This window comes from Sodaliphilus pleomorphus, from assembly GCF_009676955.1.
GTDB lineage: Bacteria > Bacteroidota > Bacteroidia > Bacteroidales > Muribaculaceae > Sodaliphilus > Sodaliphilus pleomorphus.
In genome coordinates this window covers 3,223,654-3,242,558 of record NZ_CP045696.1, presented here as the reverse complement: position 1 = coordinate 3,242,558, position 18,905 = coordinate 3,223,654, and the positions used below count along the sequence as shown (strand labels likewise).

Annotated in this window: 18 protein-coding genes; 7 read left to right on the top strand and 11 right to left on the bottom strand. The window is 52.2% G+C overall.

The features are described 5' to 3' along the window. Window positions 1-5 precede the first annotated feature (5 nt). Genes GF423_RS13560 through GF423_RS13550 form a run of 3 tightly spaced genes read left to right on the top strand, consistent with a single transcriptional unit; the run spans window position 6 to window position 4,737 of the window. Window positions 6-2,405: an ATP-dependent helicase gene (locus tag GF423_RS13560; RefSeq protein ID WP_154328858.1), complete on the top strand. Its 2,400-nt coding sequence runs from the start codon at window positions 6-8 to the stop codon at window positions 2,403-2,405. Beyond that, window positions 2,405-3,535: a carboxynorspermidine decarboxylase gene (gene nspC, locus GF423_RS13555; protein ID WP_154328857.1), complete on the top strand. Its 1,131-nt coding sequence runs from the start codon at window positions 2,405-2,407 to the stop codon at window positions 3,533-3,535. The genes GF423_RS13560 and nspC overlap by 1 nt, the downstream gene beginning before the upstream one ends. A gap of 20 nt (window positions 3,536-3,555) precedes the next feature. Further along, window positions 3,556-4,737: an FprA family A-type flavoprotein gene (locus tag GF423_RS13550; RefSeq protein ID WP_154328856.1), complete on the top strand. Its 1,182-nt coding sequence runs from the start codon at window positions 3,556-3,558 to the stop codon at window positions 4,735-4,737. A 105-nt stretch (window positions 4,738-4,842) separates the two neighbouring features. On the opposite strand, the gene rimO is transcribed toward GF423_RS13550, so the two are convergent. Both rimO and ftsY read right to left on the bottom strand, forming a co-directional pair. Then, window positions 4,843-6,141: a 30S ribosomal protein S12 methylthiotransferase RimO gene (rimO, locus tag GF423_RS13545; protein WP_154328855.1), complete on the bottom strand. Its 1,299-nt coding sequence runs from the start codon at window positions 6,139-6,141 to the stop codon at window positions 4,843-4,845. A gap of 15 nt (window positions 6,142-6,156) precedes the next feature. Continuing rightward, entirely contained in the window at window positions 6,157-7,152 is a 996-nt protein-coding gene (ftsY, locus tag GF423_RS13540) for a signal recognition particle-docking protein FtsY (RefSeq protein WP_154328854.1), read from the bottom strand. 103 nt (window positions 7,153-7,255) lie between these two features. Between ftsY and tgt the strand changes: the two genes are divergently transcribed. After that, window positions 7,256-8,386 (top strand): tRNA guanosine(34) transglycosylase Tgt, encoded by a 1,131-nt coding sequence (gene tgt / locus GF423_RS13535; RefSeq protein ID WP_154328853.1) that lies wholly within the window; start codon window positions 7,256-7,258, stop codon window positions 8,384-8,386. A 139-nt stretch (window positions 8,387-8,525) separates the two neighbouring features. Then, window positions 8,526-9,635: an LptF/LptG family permease gene (locus GF423_RS13530; protein ID WP_154329073.1), complete on the top strand. Its 1,110-nt coding sequence runs from the start codon at window positions 8,526-8,528 to the stop codon at window positions 9,633-9,635. A 51-nt stretch (window positions 9,636-9,686) separates the two neighbouring features. On the opposite strand, the gene GF423_RS13525 is transcribed toward GF423_RS13530, so the two are convergent. Beyond that, window positions 9,687-9,938 (bottom strand): hypothetical protein, encoded by a 252-nt coding sequence (locus tag GF423_RS13525; RefSeq protein ID WP_154328852.1) that lies wholly within the window; start codon window positions 9,936-9,938, stop codon window positions 9,687-9,689. Next, on the bottom strand, window positions 9,931-10,560 hold the full coding sequence (locus GF423_RS13520; RefSeq protein ID WP_235911779.1) for a 3'-5' exonuclease: 630 nt from the start codon (window positions 10,558-10,560) through the stop codon (window positions 9,931-9,933). The genes GF423_RS13525 and GF423_RS13520 overlap by 8 nt, the downstream gene beginning before the upstream one ends. Before the next feature lie 326 nt (window positions 10,561-10,886). Here GF423_RS13520 and ahpC point away from each other — a divergent pair, with 326 nt between their 5' ends. Both ahpC and ahpF read left to right on the top strand, forming a co-directional pair. Further along, window positions 10,887-11,453: an alkyl hydroperoxide reductase subunit C gene (gene ahpC / locus GF423_RS13515; RefSeq protein WP_154328850.1), complete on the top strand. Its 567-nt coding sequence runs from the start codon at window positions 10,887-10,889 to the stop codon at window positions 11,451-11,453. Between the two features lie 9 nt (window positions 11,454-11,462). Next, complete coding sequence (gene ahpF / locus GF423_RS13510; protein ID WP_154328849.1) at window positions 11,463-13,022, top strand: alkyl hydroperoxide reductase subunit F; 1,560 nt, start codon at window positions 11,463-11,465, stop codon at window positions 13,020-13,022. A gap of 177 nt (window positions 13,023-13,199) precedes the next feature. Here ahpF and GF423_RS13505 read toward each other — a convergent pair whose 3' ends face one another. From GF423_RS13505 to GF423_RS13475, 7 genes are all read right to left on the bottom strand, one after another. Next, a complete protein-coding gene (locus tag GF423_RS13505; protein WP_154328848.1) occupies window positions 13,200-13,349 on the bottom strand; it encodes a DUF4295 domain-containing protein in 150 nt (49 codons plus the stop codon). 12 nt (window positions 13,350-13,361) lie between these two features. Beyond that, window positions 13,362-13,550, bottom strand: a complete 189-nt coding sequence (rpmG, locus tag GF423_RS13500) for a 50S ribosomal protein L33 (protein ID WP_154328847.1) — start codon at window positions 13,548-13,550, stop codon at window positions 13,362-13,364. Window positions 13,551-13,557: 7 nt separating this feature from the next. After that, the gene (gene rpmB / locus GF423_RS13495; RefSeq protein ID WP_154328846.1) at window positions 13,558-13,815 is read right to left on the bottom strand and encodes a 50S ribosomal protein L28; all 258 of its coding nucleotides are present in this window, start codon (window positions 13,813-13,815) and stop codon (window positions 13,558-13,560) included. 386 nt (window positions 13,816-14,201) lie between these two features. Beyond that, window positions 14,202-15,449 carry a CinA family nicotinamide mononucleotide deamidase-related protein gene (locus GF423_RS13490; protein WP_154328845.1) on the bottom strand — a complete coding sequence of 416 codons (1,248 nt, stop codon included), beginning with the start codon at window positions 15,447-15,449 and terminating at the stop codon, window positions 14,202-14,204. After that, entirely contained in the window at window positions 15,446-16,681 is a 1,236-nt protein-coding gene (locus GF423_RS13485; protein WP_154328844.1) for a M48 family metallopeptidase, read from the bottom strand. The genes GF423_RS13490 and GF423_RS13485 overlap by 4 nt, the downstream gene beginning before the upstream one ends. Window positions 16,682-16,691: 10 nt before the next feature. Next, window positions 16,692-17,708, bottom strand: a complete 1,017-nt coding sequence (gene tsaD / locus GF423_RS13480) for a tRNA (adenosine(37)-N6)-threonylcarbamoyltransferase complex transferase subunit TsaD (RefSeq protein ID WP_154328843.1) — start codon at window positions 17,706-17,708, stop codon at window positions 16,692-16,694. 72 nt (window positions 17,709-17,780) lie between these two features. Then, entirely contained in the window at window positions 17,781-18,890 is a 1,110-nt protein-coding gene (locus GF423_RS13475) for a DUF4421 domain-containing protein (protein WP_206113287.1), read from the bottom strand. Window positions 18,891-18,905: the final 15 nt, after the last annotated feature.

Here is an 18,905-nt window from a genome sequence, read left to right as displayed (position 1 = left end):
ACACATTGCAAAGCAACTATATAGAACAGCTCAACCCACAGCAGAAGGCTGCTGTGCTCTACACCGACGGGCCAGAACTTGTGATTGCAGGAGCTGGCTCGGGCAAGACACGTGTGCTCACCTACAAGATAGCCTACCTGCTCGACCAGGGCGTTGCACCCTGGCAGATCATGGCACTCACCTTCACCAACAAGGCTGCACGTGAAATGCGGGAAAGAGTGGAACTGTTGCTCGATGCCCAGGACTTGGGCAAGCTGTGGATGGGAACCTTCCACTCCATCTTTGCGCGCATACTGCGCCTCAATGCCGAGAAAATCGGGTTCAAGTCCAACTATACGATATATGACGCCAGCGACAGTGTGTCGGCCATAAAGCACATCATCAAAGACCTGGGCTATGACGACAAGGTGTACAAGCCATCGAGCATACAGGCGCGCATTTCCAATCTCAAAAACGCCATGGTCTCGCCGGCCGATTACAAGCGCGACAAGCGCTGGGCACAAGAAGACATCGAAGCCAAGCGGCCCTACCTGGGAGTCATCTATGATGCCTACTGCACACAATGCCGCAACTCCCAGGCGCTCGACTTCGACGACCTGCTTTACTACACCAACGTGTTGCTGCGCGACAATCCCGACGTGAGAGCCCGATACATGCAGCAGTTCAAGTACATTCTTGTCGATGAGTATCAAGACACCAACTTTGCACAGGACCTCATCATCAAGCAACTGGCGGGCGACGACACCAAGATATGCGTGGTGGGCGACGACGCCCAAAGCATTTACTCATTCAGAGGTGCCAACATCGACAACATTTTAAATCTACAAAGCATCTATCCTGGCTTGAAAATCTTCAAATTGGAAGAGAACTACCGGTCGACGCAAAACATCCTGGACGTGGCCAACTCGCTCATCGCTGCCAACACACACCAGTATCGCAAGCACATCTTCACCCACAACGGTGCCGGCAAGAAAGTGAGAGTGATAAGGTGTGCAAGCGACTACGAAGAGTCCTACATCATAGCCAACACCATTGCCAGCCTCAAGCGACAGGCGGGCTACAAGTGGAGCGACTTTGCCGTGCTCTACCGCACCAACTCGCAGTCGCGTGTCATCGAGAAGGCGCTCAACAGCGGCGGCCTGGCCAACGACCATGGTCATATGAGGAGTCCCATCCCCTACCGCATATATGGCGGGCTGGCATTTTTCCAGCGCAAGGAGGTGAAAGACGCACTGTGCTACTTCAAGATGGTAATCAATCCCGACGACGAGGCGATAAGGCGCATCATCAACTATCCACGTCGCGGCATAGGCGACACCACAGTCGAAAAAATACATCGCTGTGCGGCCCGCAAGAAGGTGAGCATGTGGGAAGTGATTACCCGTCCCGGCTTTTACGGTCTCGACGTGAATCGTGGCACCCTGGGGAAAATTGCATCGTTCAAGGCGAAAGTTGATGAAATCCAGCAACTTGACCGCGCGGGCAAGGATGCCTATGAAACGGCCCGTGGCATCATCGAAAAAACCGGACTGCTTGAAATACTCATGGGCGACAAGACTCCCGAAAACATAAGCCGGCAAGAGAACCTGCAAGAGTTGCTCAACAGTGTGAAGGAATATGTCGACAACCATCTGGAGGAGACGGGCAACGTGGCAACGCTGGCCGAGTATCTCACCGATGCTGCCCTTGCCACCGACCAGGACAACGATCAAAACGCCGATGGCGACTGCGTGACGCTCATGACCGTGCACGCAGCCAAAGGGCTTGAATACCGCAACGTTATCATCTCGGGGGTTGAGGACAACCGATTTCCTTCTTATAAAAACCAAGATAGGCTCGCACAGATCGAGGAAGAGCGCCGTTTGCTCTATGTGGCCATTACCCGGGCCAAAGAAAACTGCATCATGCTCTATTCCGACACGGTCGTGATGGCTGGCAAGCCCACGCCAGTTGCTCCCAGCCGGTTTATCATGGACATCGACCCAAAACTTTTGCTCATGAGCCAAACCTCGTTTGCCGCCAGCAAAGCGGGGTCCTACGACAGCTACCACAGCCGTTGGGATAGAGAGAATGAAGAAGGATACAAGGAACACAACGCGCACCAGTACCAAAGTCACAGGGCAAGTGACAGTCCCACACGCGCCGAAAGTCAACACTTGCAAGCCGCCTCACCCCGCCGCCTCACCCCCGTGAGACAAGTGCAAGGCCGCCCAACAACTGGAGGAGGAAGTGCACACACCCCCGACGAGCTGCATGTGGGTACCGTCATCAAACATGCACGCTTCGGCGAGGGCACGGTGACCAACATCGACCTGACTACCGATGCCAAAATCACGGTAAACTTCAATGCCCTCGGGCAGAAACTGTTGCTACTAAAATTCGCAAAATTTGACATTGTAGGATAATGATGAATCTTAATACACCATACTATATTGTATATGAAGACAAGCTAAGGCACAATCTTGATATCATCACCGACGTGGCCAACCGCGCCGGTGTGAAAATCATCATGGCATTTAAGGCAAATGCCTTGTGGAAGACCTTCCCGATATTCAGAGAATACGGGATAAGCTCCACGGCCAGCTCGGTCAACGAGATGCGACTGGCCAACGACGAGTTGCACTGCAAGGCTCACACCTACTGTCCGGCCTACACTCCCGACACCATGCGCGCCTTCTTACAGGGAAGCAGCCACATCACCTTCAACTCGGTAGCACAATATGAACGCTTCAAGGCTGCTGTCGATGCCAGTCCCTGCCACATAAGCTGCGGCCTGCGGGTTAATCCCATGTGCTCGGTCATCGACACCGACATCTACAACCCCAGTTGCCCCGGGTCGAGATTTGGCGTTACAGCCGACCAGCTCGACTACATGCCAGAGGGCATCGAGGGCTTGCATTTTCATGCCTTGTGCGAGTCATCGTCGCACGACCTCGAGAAGGTACTCGTTGCTGTCGAACGCCAATTCGGCAAATTCATGCCACAGCTCAAGTGGATCAACATGGGGGGCGGTCACTTGATGACTCGCAAGGGATATGACACCGACCATCTGGTGGGCGTGCTCAAAGCATTCAAGCAGCGTCACCCCAATCTTGAAGTGATACTTGAGCCTGGCAGCGCATTTTGCTGGCAAACAGGAGATTTGGAATCAACTGTGGTAGATATTGTTGAAAACAGCGGCATCAAGACCGCCATTGTAGATGTGTCGTTTGCCGACCACATGCCCGACTGCCTTGAGATGCCCTACAAGCCTGCAATCACTCAAGCGCTGAGTGAGGTAGATCACAGCAAACCCACCTACAGGATAGGCGGCAACTCGTGCCTGAGCGGTGACTATGTGGGCGACTGGAGCTTTGAGCACCCACTCGAGATCGGGCAGCAACTCACGTTTGAGGACATGAATCACTACACGACCGTAAAGACCACTATGTTCAACGGCTTGCAACATCCCGACCTCGTGCTACAGCACAGCGACGGCACACGCGAGATACTGCGTCACTTCGATTATGAGGATTATAAAAACAGAATGGATTAAAACTAAAACAATATACAATTATGTCAATCACCAACTTTGCTCCAGGCGTGCACTACGTAGGCGTCAACGACCGCACCACCGAGCTATTTGAAGAACTGTGGATGATACCCCTGGGTGTCACCTACAACTCATATCTCATCGTAGGAAACGAGAAAACTGCGCTCATCGATACAGTGGCCGAAGGCTTCTATCTTGAGCTGGAAGCCAACATCAAGGCTGTGCTGGGCGACCGGCGACTTGACTACATCGTAGTCAACCACATGGAACAGGATCACTCTGGCAGCATAGAATTGCTGAAAAAGGAGTATCCCGAGGTCACTATCGTGGGCAATGCCAAGACGGCCGACATGCTCAACGGGTTCTACGGAATAAACCAAGGCGTGCATATTGTGAAAGACGGCGACTCGCTCGACCTGGGGGGCAAGACACTCACCTTCTACATGACCCCTATGCTGCACTGGCCCGAAACGATGATGACTTATCTCACACAAGAGGGAGTTTTGTTCTCGGGCGATGCATTCGGATGCTTTGGCGCTCTGGCAGGTGCCGTTGTCGACAGTGACTTGAACCCTGGCATGTACTGGATGGAGATGTACCGCTACTATGCAGCTATTGTAGCCAAATACGGCATATCGGTAAAAAATGCAATGAAAAAACTGGCAGCCCTCAACCTGCAATACATTGCATCGACCCACGGGCCCGTGTGGCACGACAACTTGCAACGCGTGGTGGGCATCTATGCCGACCTGGCCGAGTGGAAGGCCGAGAAGGGTGTTGTCGTGGCCTATGCCTCGATGCACGGAAACACAGCCAAGGCTGCCGAACTTGTAGCTCGCCGCCTGGCCGAAAAAGGCGTGAAAAATGTGGTGCTGCAAAACCTGAGCAACAACGACATCTCCTATGTGCTCATGAACATGGCACGATACAATGGCATCATCATAGGTGGCACGACCTACAATGCCGAGATAAATCCTCGCGTGGCCCTCTTGCTGCGCGCCTTGAAGGGCAGCAACGCGCAAAACCGCATCGTTGGATGCTTCGGTTGCTACTCGTGGGCACCTGGCGTGACCAAGAAGATGATGACCGCCCTCGACGGACTCAAGGTAACCACCTTGGAGCCTGTTGAGTTCAAGCAATCGGTAGGTGCCGACGACCTCTCCAGCCTCAATGCCCTCGCCGATGCAATGGCCAGCAAGATCTGACACTCCACACACACAGGCAGTACAACCTTTATAGAAAACATCCTCGCAAGCGATAACCGCTCGCGAGGATGTTTCTTCTATATCACAGCCAGCATAATACTGCTGTCATTGTACTGCTTCGCCCAGGAGCTCAAAGGGCAGGGCTTCGTTGATTTTTACTTGGCAGAATTGACCTGGCGTGAGAGGCACACGCTTAGAAATCAACACCTCGGGGTCGACATCGGGCGAGTCCCACTGGGTGCGTCCCACATAGTAGTCGTCGTCTTCCCTATCAACAATCACGCGCAGCGTCTTACCCACTTTCTCGTTTTGTATCTCTTGCGATATGCTTTCCTGCAGGTCCATAAGTTGCTTGAGTCGCTCTTGTTTCACCTGCTCTGGCACATTGTCGTCGTAGTGCTTTGCAGCAAAGGTGCCATCCTCCTGGCTGTAGGCAAAGGCGCCCATACGTTCAAAGCGCATGTTGCGAGTGAATTGCATGAGCTCTTGGAACTCTTGCTCCCCTTCTCCAGGGAAACCCACCATCAAGGTGGTGCGCAAGTGTATGCCCGGCACCTCACGGCGCAAGGTAGCAATCAAGTCCTCTTGCTCGGCCCTGGTGATGTGACGCTGCATGGCATCGAGCACCTTGTCGCTGGCATGCTGCAGGGCAATATCGAGATAGTTGCACACATTGTCGTGCGCTCTCATGACAGGCAACAAGTCGTAGGGGAACTGTGTGGGGTAGGCATAATGCAATCTTATCCATTCCACACCAGGTATATCGGCCATGCGGTCGACGAGCTCGGGTAGCATCATTTTACCATACAGGTCGAGGCCGTAGGAGGACAAGTCTTGTGCAATCACATTGAACTCCTTCACGCCACGACTCACGAGACTGCGCACCTCGCTCAGCAGGTCATCGATAGGCTCCGACTTGAAACGTCCCGTCATCAAGGGGATAGCACAAAAGGCACAGAAGCGGTTGCACCCCTCGGCAATCTTCAAGTAGGCATAATGGCCGGGAGTCGACACATACCGCTCGTTGGCAATATCCTCATGATAGGACTTGCCCAGGTCGTTGAGCATCTGTTTCCAGTTGAACTTGCCGTAAAACTTGTCGACCTCGGGCAATTCCTGCTTGAGTTCATCGAGAAAACGCTCAGAGAGACAGCCCATGACAATGAGTTTCCTCAACTTGCCAGCTTTTTTGGCTTGACCAAGCTTGAGAATCACATTGATAGATTCCTCTTGCGCATCTCGGATAAAGCCACAGGTGTTTACCACGGCAATCTCGCCGTCAACCCGTTTTGGGTTGTGGGCTACCGTGTAGCCACAAGCTTGGAACTGACGTATCAAGTGCTCTGAGTCGACCAGATTTTTAGAGCAACCCAGAGAAATTATATCAACTTTGTTTTTACGCATGAGTGTGTGTGTGCCTTAGTCTTTCTTTCCAAATAGTGATTTCACAAACTCGTTCTTTCTGAAAATCTGCAAGTCTTCGATGCCCTCGCCCAACCCTATGTATTTCACAGGAATCTGGAACTGGTCGCTTATGCCTATCACCACGCCACCCTTGGCAGTGCCGTCAAGCTTAGTCACCGCAAGAGCGTTGACCTCGGTGGCAGCCACAAACTGCTTGGCCTGCTCAAAGGCATTCTGGCCCGTCGAGCCGTCAATAACCAGCAATATCTCGTGGGGTGCCTCGGGCAACACCTTCTTCATCACATTTTTCATCTTGGTGAGCTGGTTCATCAAGTTCACATTGTTGTGAAGACGGCCAGCCGTGTCCACAATCACAACATCGGCATTTTCCTCTTTAGCCTTGGCCACGGCCTTGTAGGCCACAGCTGCAGGGTCAGGATGCTTGTTGGGGTCTTTCTTCTCCTCGTCTTCATAGTGGTCGTGATGTATCACGGGCACGCCCACGCGCTGCCCCCATATCTCGAGCTGCTCGTCGGCAGCGGCACGGAAAGTGTCGGCAGCACCCAGCACCACACGGTTTCCGGCTTTCTTAAACTGGTAGGCCAGCTTGCCTATCGTGGTCGTCTTGCCCACGCCGTTCACGCCCACCACCATGATCACATAGGGCTTTTTGTCGGCAGGCACAGTGAAATCTTCCATGTCGGCATTGTTGTTGTCGGCCAGCAACTTGGTAATTTCGTCGCACAGCAGGTCGTTGAGCTCGCTGGTGCCCACATAGTGGTCGCGGGCCACACGCTGCTGAATGCGGTCGATGATCTTCAATGTGGTTTCAACGCCCACATCGCTGGTGACAAAAACCTCCTCGAGCTCATCGAGCACGTCGTCGTCGATCTTTGACTTGCCGGCTATGGCATGCTTGAGCTTGCTGAACATGCCTTGGCGTGTCTTGTCGAGGCCGTTGTCGAGCGTCTCTTTTTTCTCTTTGGAGAAGAACTTGTTGAAAAAACCCATTATAAAAAAGCCTTTTTAATTTTGTGCAAAGATAGCAATTTTATGGCAATTTTTGCGGTATTTCAAATATTATAGTAATTTTGCAGCTAAATCTGCACAGCACATGAACTACGAGGTCATAGCGACTAACAACGACACCCAAGCCCGCGCCGGGCTCATCACTACCGATCACGGTCAAATCGAGACTCCCATATTTATGCCGGTGGGCACAGTGGGAGCGGTAAAAGCGGTGCACATGAGCGAGCTGCGCAACGATATCAAAGCACAAATCATACTGGGCAACACCTATCATCTTTACTTGCGCCCTGGCATGGACGTGATAGAGCATGCAGGCGGTCTTCACAAGTTCAACGGCTGGGAGAAGCCCATCTTGACCGATAGCGGCGGTTTCCAGGTGTTCTCGTTGGCGGCCAATCGCAAGCTCAAGGACGAGGGTGTATACTTCAGAAGCCACATCGATGGCTCTAAGCACCTCTTCACACCAGAGAAGGTGGTCGACATACAGCGCACGATAGGCAGCGACATCATGATGGCTCTCGACGAGTGTCCGCCAGGCCAATCAGAATATGACTACGCACGCAAGTCGCTGCGCCTCACCCAGAGCTGGCTTAAGCGAGGATGGAAGCACTTCAACGAGACAGAACCGCACTACGCACACCGCCAGGCGTTTTTTCCCATTGTACAAGGATGCACATTCAAAGATCTGCGGCAAGACAGTGCCAAGTTTGTCGCCGACCTGGGCGCCGAGGGCAACGCCATAGGCGGCCTGGCCGTGGGCGAGCCCACCGAGGTGATGTACGACATGATTGAGGTGGTCAACGAGATACTTCCTCACAACAAACCTCGCTACTTGATGGGCGTGGGCACACCCGCCAACATTCTGGAAGCCATCGACCGCGGTGTCGACATGATGGACTGTGTGATGCCCACACGCAATGGCCGCAACGGCATGCTGTTCACCCAGCACGGCACGATGAACATGCGCAACAAGAAATGGGCCTACGACTTCAGCCCGATTCAAGAAGACGGCGCCTCGGTTGTAGACACGGCCTACTCCAAGGCCTACCTGCGCCACCTCTTCATTGCCCAGGAGATACTGGCCATGCAGATTGCCAGCATCCACAACCTGGCATTTTACCTGTGGCTGGTGCGCGAGGCCCGCAAGCACATCATTGCCGGCGACTTCAAGTCGTGGAAAACGACAATGGTAGAAAACGTGACACGCAGATTATAGCAGCAACGTGAAAATACTGAGTAAAATATTGCATCATCGCAAAAGGGACGGCATTGACCAACCCTCTCTCGCGTCGCCACAACCCGAGGAGGCACTACAACCTGAAGGGAATGTGGAAAAGCAACCTGCCCCTGTCACCATGCCTGCAGCCATAAAAGAGAGAAAGCCCCACAAGCGCCTGGTGAAGCACCTCGACACATTCATCATCAAGCAATTTTTGGGCACCTTCTTCTTTATCATCATTCTCGTGATGGCCATTGTCATTATGTTTGACATCAATGAGAAGCTCGATGCAATGCTCACAGCGCCGCTCAAGGAGACTGTTTTTAAGTATTTCATGAACTTCCTGCCCTACATAGCCGCCCAGTTTGCCCCATTGTTTGTCTTCATTGCAGTAATATTTTTCACATCACGGCTGGCCGATCGCAGCGAGATTACTGCCATACTCTCGGCAGGCGTGAGCTTCGGCAGGCTTACGGTACCCTACTTAGTGTCGGCAGCAGTGATAACGGCAGGTATGCTCTATCTCTCGCTCTACGTGATTCCGCCAGCCAACGTGAAACGCATCGAGTATACCAACCAGTGGGTAAAAAACAAGCGCGTGGACTATGGCGACAACATTCAGCTGCAAGTGCGACGCGGCGTGATGATGCACATGGCACGCTACGACAACATCACCAAGCATGGGTCGCGCATATCGGTAGAGGAGTTCAAGGGCAACGCGCTCAAATCACGCCTCACAGCAAGCGACGCAACCTACGACACCCTGGGGCGCTGGAAGCTCACCGACTACGAGATGCGCCACTTCGATGGGCTGAACGAGACCATGCGCCGAGGCAACAACCTCGACACTACATTGAATATTGACCCCAAAGACTTCTTGATTGCCAAAAACGACCAGGAAATGCTCACCTCGCCCGAGTTGAAGAAATATATCGACTCGCAGAAGAAGCGCGGTGCTGCCAACATCCAGCAATTTGAGATCGAGTATGAGCGCCGTTACGCCATGAGTGCAGCCGCATTCATCCTCACCATCATAGGTTTGTCGCTGTCGTCGAGAAAGGTGCGCGGTGGCATAGGGCTCAACATAGGCATAGGACTCGCCTTGAGCTTCTCCTACATTCTTTTCATGCAAGTGACACAGACTTTTGCTGTGAGCGGCTACACCTCGCCACGCGTAGCCATGTGGATACCAAACATCATCTATAGTATCATCGCCATAGTACTCTACAAGAGGGCTTCGCGATAGGCGGTCATCATCACCGCCACACGCACAAGCAACTTCACAAGCAGGCGCAGGCTATTTCTTGCCCATATCCTGGGGATAAGGCCCGTATTGTGCCTCATCGTCGGTCTTGGCACGTGCTGCCATCTCCTTCTTGCGCAGGCGCCAGTAAATCAAAGCAATGAGAACCAACCCACCGGCAAGGGTGGAATAATAGCGCAAGCTGTGCCCGGCACGCAACAGGTCGAGGCCCACATAAGCCATGACTGCAAGAAAAGCAAGCAGGAGCACAGGCAATATAATAGAAAAACGCAGTCGCTTATTCATGGCATTCGGTCACTTCGCTCACGATATAGGGTGAAAGCTCAGGGTTGTAGCACCCGCTTTCAAGATAATTGTAGATATTGATACACGCCCAGGCGTCGATAGCGGCATATTGCTGTTGGGCAGGCGAGAGAGGATCGGCCTCCCAGTTGGTCAAGCGCTGGCCCTTGCTTATTTTCTTTTGAAACAATATGGCATATATCTTTTGCAAGCTGATGTCGGCAATGCCAAACTTGCCCACGAGGTCTTGTATCTCGACAAAACCAGCAGGCTTGCAGTCACTCACATGGCTCAAGCCGTTGAAGTCGTCGTGTGTCGACAGCCCCACCTTCTTGCAGGCAGGGTCGGCAAGATATTCGGCCAATTTCAAAGGAACGCCTATCTTGTTGACTCTAAACAAGAAGCATTCATCGGGTGTAGAGAGCTGAATCAATGCGAGCTTGTGATGTACACCCTTTTTAAACGACGGACGTGTTTCGGTGTCGAAGCCCACAATGGCCGCGTGGCGAAGCACATTGACCGCGGCATTGACAGTGAGCATAGAATCAACTACATGAATTTGACCTGGAAAGGTAACCAACTCCATATCGTTGATGAGGTGTTTGTCGATTGCAATTTTAATCATTGCCATTGAAGATGCTGATAATAAATGTTGCGTTGCGCAAAGTTACAAAAACTATTTGTAAATCACTGTTCCCATTCATAGATTTCAGTAGTAAAAGACGTGTAACTTGGGTGTAGGCGCAACGCAAGTGATGCCTGTGCAACAAGCCACACGACACTTAATGCCGAAAATAAATTGAAATGTGACAGTATGGAAATCAGTACAGTGTACACAATTATCGATATTTTCAATTGAGCGATAGATGCACTCTGTTGCGGTCATGAAGAGGATGAGCTTCCTTTGCAACACAAAAATCAAACAACAACAAATTAAAACAGAAAAAAAATATGGAATCAATTATCAATCAACACGCACCCGAGTTCACCGTACAAGCATTCCAAGACGGCAACTTTAAGACAGTGACCAGCAAAGATATCGAGGGCAAGTGGGCCTTGTTCTTCTTCTATCCTGCCGACTTCACCTTTGTGTGCCCCACAGAGCTGGAAGACCTGCAGAGCAAGTATGACGAACTGAAGGGCATGGGAGTAGAAGTGTTCAGCGTGAGCACCGACAGCCACTTTGTGCACAAAGCCTGGCACGACACTTCCGACCGCATAGGCAAGCTGCAATATGCCATGCTCGCCGACCCACTGGCAGTGCTGTCTCGAGGCTTCGGCGTCTACAAGGAGGATGAGGGCGTAGCCTACCGGGGCTCATTCCTGGTTAATCCCGAAGGACTTGTGAAACTGGCCGAGATCCAGGACAACAGCATCGGCCGCAATGCCGATGAGCTGGTGCGCAAAGTGCGCGCTGCCTTGTATGTGGCCAGCCACAATGGCGAGGTGTGCCCGGCAAAGTGGCAGGAAGGAAATGAGACCCTCAAACCAAGTATCGACCTCGTGGGAAAACTCTAAAGAAGAGATATGATCGAACCACAAGTACTAAATCAGGTAAAAGGGGTGCTGGCCAAGCTCAGCACCACCTTTACTTTTGTTGTAGAGCGCAACCTTAACGACGAGAAAACGACAAGTTATTGCAATTTTGTTGAAGACGTAGCCTCGTGCAGTAAACTCATCACGGTGCAATATCGAGAGGGGAGAAACTTCAAGTTCTCGATTGCACGCAACGGCAAGGACACTGGCATTTCATTCAGCGGCATACCAAACGGACATGAGTTCACCTCGTTGCTGCTGGCGCTGCTCAATGGCGACGGCCAGGGCCGCAACCTGCCCGATGCCGCACTCACCCGGCGCATTAAGGCTCTACAAGGCGACATGCAACTCAAGACCTACGTCTCGCTCACATGCACCAACTGCCCCGACGTGGTGCAGGCTCTCAATGTGATGGCGCTGCTCAATCCCGCTATCAGCAACGAGACCGTCGACGGCGCCCTACACCAGGATGAAATCGAGAAGCTCAACATCCAGGCAGTGCCCTCGGTCTACATCAATGGCGACTTGCTGCACGTGGGCCGCGGCACCCTGGGTGAACTGCTGGATGAAATCGAAGAGCACATGGGAGTTGCCTCTCAAGCTCCCGGCACTGCCAACCAGCACGCCGCCGACCTTATTGTGCTCGGTGCAGGACCGGCAGGTGTGGCCGCAGCCATCTATGCAGCGCGCAAGGGGCAAAATGTGGCCCTCGTGGCCCAACGCATAGGCGGCCAGGTGAATGATACCACCGGCATTGAAAATGTAATCTCGGTGGCTAAGACAACCGGCTCACAGCTGGCTGCCGACCTGGCCACACATCTTGCTGAATACAACATAGCTGTTTTTAACAACCGACGTGTCGCCCACGTCGACCTCACAGGAAAATTGAAGCGAGTGGAGACACGTGGCGGCGAGACCATTCTGGCACCCAAAGTAATCATTGCAACGGGAGCAGGATGGCGACGTCTGGGCCTGCCCGACGAGGACAAGTATATAGGCCACGGCATACACTTCTGCCCACACTGCGACGGTCCCTTCTATAAAGGGAAAAATGTAGCCGTGATTGGGGGCGGCAACAGTGGCGCCGAGGCGGCAATCGACCTGGCCGGCACTTGCAAGCACGTGACCCTCGTGGAATTTAGCGACAAGCTTAAAGCCGATGACGTGTTGCAGCAAAAACTGCAGAACATGCCCAACGTTGACATCATCACCCACTGTCAAACCATAGGGCTCACCGGCGATGGCAGCAAGTTGACTGGCATCGACGTGCGCGACCTCAAGAGCGGAAATGAGCAGCACATGGCACTCGACGGTGTGTTTGTACAGATAGGGCTAAAGCCCAACAGCGATTTGTTTAAAGGCAAAATCGAGATGACACCACACGGGGAGATCGTTGTCGACGACCGCAACCACACATCGATGCAGGGCGTGTATGCCGCAGGCGATGTCACAACAACGCCGTTCAAGCAAATCATGATTGCCATGGGCGAAGGAGCCAAAGCCGCACTGTCGGCATTTGAAGACAGCCTGTACCAGACTCAAGATGAGTAGGCAACGTAACAAGCAGGCAAAACAACACACGCCGACACTCACAAAATGCATAGCGGCATAGCGGGCGTTGTCAACCCGAATGCCGCTTCTACTATTTGCACAATATAAAATTAAAGCCTTGGGCATGAGTCCAAGGCTTCATCATTGTGGTGAAATATTGTGTATCGTTCGTTATCCTTATTTCAAAGCTTCCTGTACCTTGTCGTTAGGTACCATGCGCTCTTCAAAAACATAAGCGCCAGTCTTGGGCGAGCGCACCATCTTGATCACTTTGCTGAATGTACGGCCCTCACCAGTTTGAAGGGTAGCAACTACTTTTTTTGCCATATATCAAAAGTTTTATTTGATTTCTTTGTGAATAGTATATTTCTTGAGATATGGGTTGTATTTCTTCAACTCCAGACGCTCAGTTGTATTTTTGCGGTTTTTGGTAGTGATGTATCGTGACATTCCTGGCACGCCGCTTGCCTTTTGTTCGGTGCATTCGAGAATGACTTGCACTCTATCGCCTTTTGCTTTCTTTGCCATGATTCGATTACTTTACAATAGTTTTGATTTCTTTTAAATTGCCATCGGCAGCAGCCTTCTTGAGAGCAGCATCGAGGCCGATACGATTGATCAGACGCAAGCCGGCAGCCGATACTGTGAGCTTGATCCACTGTTGTTGCTCAACCCAATAGAATTTGCGGTTTTGCACATTAACGTTGAATTTACGTTTTGTTCTTCTCTTAGAGTGCGACACATTGTTGCCAGTGATCGCCTTCTTGCCTGTGATTTCGCAAACTTTAGACATAGTTGTTATTCTCTGTTTTTGTTATCAATAAAATGATTATCGATATTCAAGTCAGTCACATCTACCTCGCAGTAGCACAATACTCTATGGCCTAATATGAGCGAGCCTCTGCCTTTGGTTGATCGGTCGTTACCTCCGTGGGCGGTGAGAAAGCCGCCTGGTGGGTGGGCTGCCATTGGGGCTATTTAATATCGTCCTACGCTTGAGTTCCGAGTTTAAGCATCATCTCGGGCATCGAAGTTTCAACGATCATGTCACAGAACAGGACTAACGGGAAGTCGTTGTACCCTGCCTTGAAATCGAGTGCAAAGTTAATGATTGTTTTTCAATTATGCAAGATCCCTGAGCCATAATTTTGCAGCCTCGGCACACACGGCTCACGCCCTTTAATCCAACTCGCGCAGCAACTTGTAGAGCATCTTGAGGGCCTCGGTTGTAGCGCGGTTGATCACTCGGTTGCGATCGCCCGGCAGGTGGCAGCACTGTGCCACTACTCTGTCGTTGCACTTAGCGGCCATCCACACAGTGCCCACAGGTTTACCTGGCACAGCTCCTCCAGGGCCAGCGATGCCCGAAGTCGACACAGCACAGTCGGTGCCTATCACCCGGCAGGCGCCTTCCACCATTTGTCGCACCACGGGCTCGCTCACCACGCCGTTGACAGCAATGTCGTGCGACGACACGCCGAGCACGTTTTCTTTCACCTCGTTGGCATAGGACACCACCGCGCCCAGAAAGTAATCGCTGCTGCCAGCCACCTGGGTTATTACATGGGCTATGTTGCCGCCCGTGCAACTCTCGGCCGTCGACACCGTGAGATGATGCTTGCGCAGCATGTCGCCCACAATCTCTGGCAGGCTGCGGTCTTGGTCGCTGATGATGTTGTCGCCCAGCAAAGCGTGCAGTTGTTGGCTATATTTGTCCATGTCGGCATTTACCAGCTCGGCGCTGGCCGACGCCCCCGAGAGTCGGAGGCGAATGATACCCGGCTGTGGAAGATAGGCCAAGTGCATATAAGTGGGCAGACTGCGTTCGAAGGCGTCGAGCCGCATGGCCAGTTCCGACTCGATGATGTCGATGACAATAAACGTGCGGTACTCAATGTCGATATCGCTGTCGTATTTCTTTATCAACTGGGGTATGACCTCGCGCAGCATCATGGTCTCGGTCTCGTGCGGCACACCAGGCATCGACACAAGCGTTTTGTCACCTTTTTCAAACCACATGATAGGAGCTGTGCCCACCTGGTTCTGTATCACCCGGCACGAGCTGGGCACCATGGCCTGAGCGCGAGTATAATCGTTAAGCTTGATGTGGCGTTTGGCTACCACCTCAAGCACATTGGCTGCAGTGGCCTCATCGTGCACAAGGCTACCGCCAAAGTACTTGCACAGGGCAGGCTTGGTGATATCGTCCTTGGTAGGGCCAAGGCCGCCAGTCATCAATATCACATCGGTCTGCTCAAAAGCCTCGTCGATAGCGCGAAAGATTTCGGCAGCATCGTCGGCCACTACTTTCACACTTTTCACGTTCCACCCATAAGGGGTGAGGTGGCGGGCAATCCACCCCGAGTTGGTGTCGGTGACCTGCCCTATGAGTAGCTCGTCGCCTATTGCTATGATTGAATAGTTCATTTCTGTATCTTGTTAATTGCTAATATGCGTTGATATAGTGTGGGGTGGCTGTAGTTGAACCACACCACAAGCGGATGCGGGGTAAGATTGGACATCGTGTTGACCGACAATTTTTTCAACCCCGACACCAGTGCCGCTCCCAAACCATGGCGAGCGGCAAAAGCATCGGCCTTGTACTCGGCTCGCCGCGACAAGATGTTGGCCACAGGATTCAAGGCAATCTCGATGGGCGTGAGCAACATTGAAAATGCTAAAATCGAGAGGGCAAACGAAGGCGCCGTCCCGCCCAGAGCCGCTGGCAGCTCGGGGCTCGACACCACCAGCGAGAAGACCCACAAGTAGGCAGCCACCATCGCGATGGCTCTCACCATGCCAATAAGAGTGTCGTGATGCTTGTAGTGCCCTATCTCGTGTGCGAGCACTGCCACTATCTCGTCGGTGCTGAGTTGCTCTATAAGCGTGTCGTAGAGCACGATGCGCTTTTTGGGGCCGAAGCCTGTGAAATAGGCATTGGCCTTGGTGCTGCGTTTTGATCCATTTATCACATATATGTTTTTGATCTTGAACTGCATGCGAGCTGCTGCTTGTTCGATGGCTTGGCGCAAGATCCCAGCCTCAAGAGGGGTCTGCTTGTTGAAAAGCGGCACAATGACGCTGGAGTAAAACAAATTTACAATGACAATGAACACCGTCAAAAAGCAAGTCGCCCATATCCAAAACGAGCTGCCAAGCCACTGAAAGAGCAAAAAAATGCCACACATGACAATGGCCGTCATCACATATTCAATGAGAAACTCCTTCACACAATCGAGCCAAAAAGTGGCTGCTGTTGTCTTGTTAAACCCGTATCGCTGCTCGACGTTGAAAGTGGAATAGTAGCTGAATGGAATGCTCAGAATTTCTATGAACAACTGGCAACCGAAAAAGAAAACGAGCAACTCGACTATGCCTGTATCAAAACATGACTTGCACCAGTTGTCATAGCGTCCATACACCCCAGCAGCGAGCAAAACCAGCGTGACGACAACCTCAACACCACGCTTCAAGCTCGACACACGCCGATTGGCCCGCATGTAATGTTGCTGCTTGGCATACTGCTGCTCATCATACAATCCTTGCAGCAACTGTGGGATGGGATGCGTCATCCACCGGCCATTGAGGTAAGACAGGACACTGCTCAATACAAACTCGAGCAGGACAAAAGCTATGATAATGACAAGTATCGCATTCATGCTCACCTCATCAAATAGTAACCCTTGCAAAGGGTGGCAATGTAATGTCGCAATACTGGTGGTCGAGATACTTGAAATATCCTGCTACCGCTATCATGGCAGCATTGTCGGTAGTAAACGACCGCTTTGGGATGAAGGCCTTGAGATGATGCCTATCGGCATACTGCTGCACGGCCTCGCGCACGCCCGAGTTGGCCGAGACGCCACCACCTATGGCAATGGTTTTGATTCCCGTGTCGGCAATTGCTTTCGAGAACTTGTCCATGAGTATCTCGATGATGGTTTTCTGGAGTCCCGCTGCCAAGTCGGCCTTGTTTTCTTCAACAAAATTGGGGTTAAGCTTCAACTGGTCGCGCAGCGTGTAGAGAAACGACGTCTTGAGCCCGCTGAAGCTGTAGTTGTAGCCATCGACATGCGGATGTGCAAACTTGAAATGATTGGGATTGCCCTCGTGAGCCAACCGGTCGATAATAGGGCCGCCTGGATAAGGTAGCCCCATCGACTTGGCGCACTTGTCGAATGCCTCGCCTGCAGCATCGTCGATGGTCTGGCCCAGCACCTGCATGTCGCCAGGAGCGTTCACCTTGATGATCTGCGAGTTGCCCCCCGAGATGAGCAGGCACAAGTAGGGAAAGCCGGGTACCTGCGTGTGCTCGTCTTCCTTGATGAAATGCGACAAGGTGTGGCCGTGCAAGTGATTCACATCGACCAGCGGGATGCCGAGTGCAAGTGCGAGCCCCTTGGCAAAGGCTGTGCCCACATGCAGTGAGCCTGGCAGACCTGGCCCACGGGTGAAGGCTATTGCATTGATTTGACTCTTGTCGATGCCAGCCTGGCGTATGGCCTCGCTCACCACTGGCACAATGTTTTGCTGGTGGGCGCGCGATGCCAGCTCGGGCACCACGCCACCGTAGGCCTCGTGAACCTTTTGACTTGCTATCACATTTGACCTCAAGATGCAATCCTCGATGACTGCTGCCGATGTGTCGTCGCACGACGACTCTATACCTAAAATGATTGTACTCATTACGATTTCTTGTATTGACGGTGCAAAGTTACAAATAATTGTTTACAGTTGGGCCGCGTGCCAATTACAAAGTTAGAACCGGAATCCAGTGATGACGTTCAAGTTGAATATCGCATTGAAAAAGCTATACTGATTGGTGTGATACAAATGCCCGTCACTTATGAACTGGAGACCGTAGAAAAACTTGCTGCGGTTGAGCACAAGTCCCGACTTGACGCGGAACGAAAGCGACAACATGTCTTTCTTCCCCTCGACCGAGCTGGGAAATGAGTGGCGATAACCCACTCCAGTGAGTGCAGTGATGTTGAAAAGCCAGCGCTTGCGGAATGCCCAGTTGTAGCCATAGCCCAGCAAGAAGCTGTAGTCGCGGTAGCGGAAACGATACACGCGGCGCTCGTCGGGCAAGTTGTTTTGAAGCTCCTCGTCGAGCTTGCTGAAATCCATGGTGAAATCCTGGTGGCTGAAATGCAGGCCGGCAATAAACGAGCCCGAGCTACGTATCTGGTAGCGCGAGAAACTGTAGGCTGCCGACTGCATGTAGTGCATGTGGTTGAAAATATAGTAAGTATAGCCTCCCCAGTATTCTCGCGAGAGCCCTTTGAACTTCACCGACTTGAAAACCGACCTGAATTTGCCCAAGTGATGCAGGTTGGACTCGCGCACATCCTTGGAATAATAGCCTTCAAACATGACACGCGAGGTGTTGAAGTTGAACTCCCACCTTATATTCTTGATGCGACGTCCCGTGATGAGGTCGTTCAAGTTGATGGTATAGCCCAGCCCAAGGCCTGAATATGATCCATGCACACCGAAGAAACAGGTCACATTGGAGTTGATCATGATGGGCACCCGTTGCGATGTGAGGGTGCCGGCATAGGAATCCAGCCAGTTGCTTTCTTTCACAGTAAACTTCCACTTGGTGCGCGTGCCCACAATATAGGCGGTGTCGTAGGTGTTGAGATAGCGGTCAAACCACCGGTAGCACTTCACCCCGAAGTGAATGAGCCCAGGATAGGACACAGTCGTATCTTTCAGGTTGAGCTTGCCGTGCATGAGCGCTCTCTTCCAGTAGCCGTCGTCGCGCGTGGTGTCAAATTCACTTGCAGCATTGTCCACAGGCAAGTCGCGTTCTTGCTGAGCCATGGCAGGCAGGCACATGACCCACAAAGCTATTGCAATCACTATTTTGAGGTGCCG

What these genes read in the sequence shown, in the direction of transcription:
- nspC (WP_154328857.1), top strand. Translation starts at nt 2,405, where the DNA reads ATGATGAATCTTAATACACCATACTATATTGTATATGAAGACAAGCTA.
- GF423_RS13550 (WP_154328856.1), top strand. Translation starts at nt 3,556, where the DNA reads ATGTCAATCACCAACTTTGCTCCAGGCGTGCACTACGTAGGCGTCAAC.
- rimO (WP_154328855.1), bottom strand. Translation starts at nt 6,141, where the DNA reads ATGCGTAAAAACAAAGTTGATATAATTTCTCTGGGTTGCTCTAAAAAT.
- ftsY (WP_154328854.1), bottom strand. Translation starts at nt 7,152, where the DNA reads ATGGGTTTTTTCAACAAGTTCTTCTCCAAAGAGAAAAAAGAGACGCTC.
- tgt (WP_154328853.1), top strand. Translation starts at nt 7,256, where the DNA reads ATGAACTACGAGGTCATAGCGACTAACAACGACACCCAAGCCCGCGCC.
- GF423_RS13530 (WP_154329073.1), top strand. Translation starts at nt 8,526, where the DNA reads ATGCCTGCAGCCATAAAAGAGAGAAAGCCCCACAAGCGCCTGGTGAAG.
- GF423_RS13525 (WP_154328852.1), bottom strand. Translation starts at nt 9,938, where the DNA reads ATGAATAAGCGACTGCGTTTTTCTATTATATTGCCTGTGCTCCTGCTT.
- GF423_RS13520 (WP_235911779.1), bottom strand. Translation starts at nt 10,560, where the DNA reads ATGATTAAAATTGCAATCGACAAACACCTCATCAACGATATGGAGTTG.
- ahpC (WP_154328850.1), top strand. Translation starts at nt 10,887, where the DNA reads ATGGAATCAATTATCAATCAACACGCACCCGAGTTCACCGTACAAGCA.
- ahpF (WP_154328849.1), top strand. Translation starts at nt 11,463, where the DNA reads ATGATCGAACCACAAGTACTAAATCAGGTAAAAGGGGTGCTGGCCAAG.
- GF423_RS13505 (WP_154328848.1), bottom strand. Translation starts at nt 13,349, where the DNA reads ATGGCAAAAAAAGTAGTTGCTACCCTTCAAACTGGTGAGGGCCGTACA.
- rpmG (WP_154328847.1), bottom strand. Translation starts at nt 13,550, where the DNA reads ATGGCAAAGAAAGCAAAAGGCGATAGAGTGCAAGTCATTCTCGAATGC.
- rpmB (WP_154328846.1), bottom strand. Translation starts at nt 13,815, where the DNA reads ATGTCTAAAGTTTGCGAAATCACAGGCAAGAAGGCGATCACTGGCAAC.
- GF423_RS13490 (WP_154328845.1), bottom strand. Translation starts at nt 15,449, where the DNA reads ATGAACTATTCAATCATAGCAATAGGCGACGAGCTACTCATAGGGCAG.
- GF423_RS13485 (WP_154328844.1), bottom strand. Translation starts at nt 16,681, where the DNA reads ATGAATGCGATACTTGTCATTATCATAGCTTTTGTCCTGCTCGAGTTT.
- tsaD (WP_154328843.1), bottom strand. Translation starts at nt 17,708, where the DNA reads ATGAGTACAATCATTTTAGGTATAGAGTCGTCGTGCGACGACACATCG.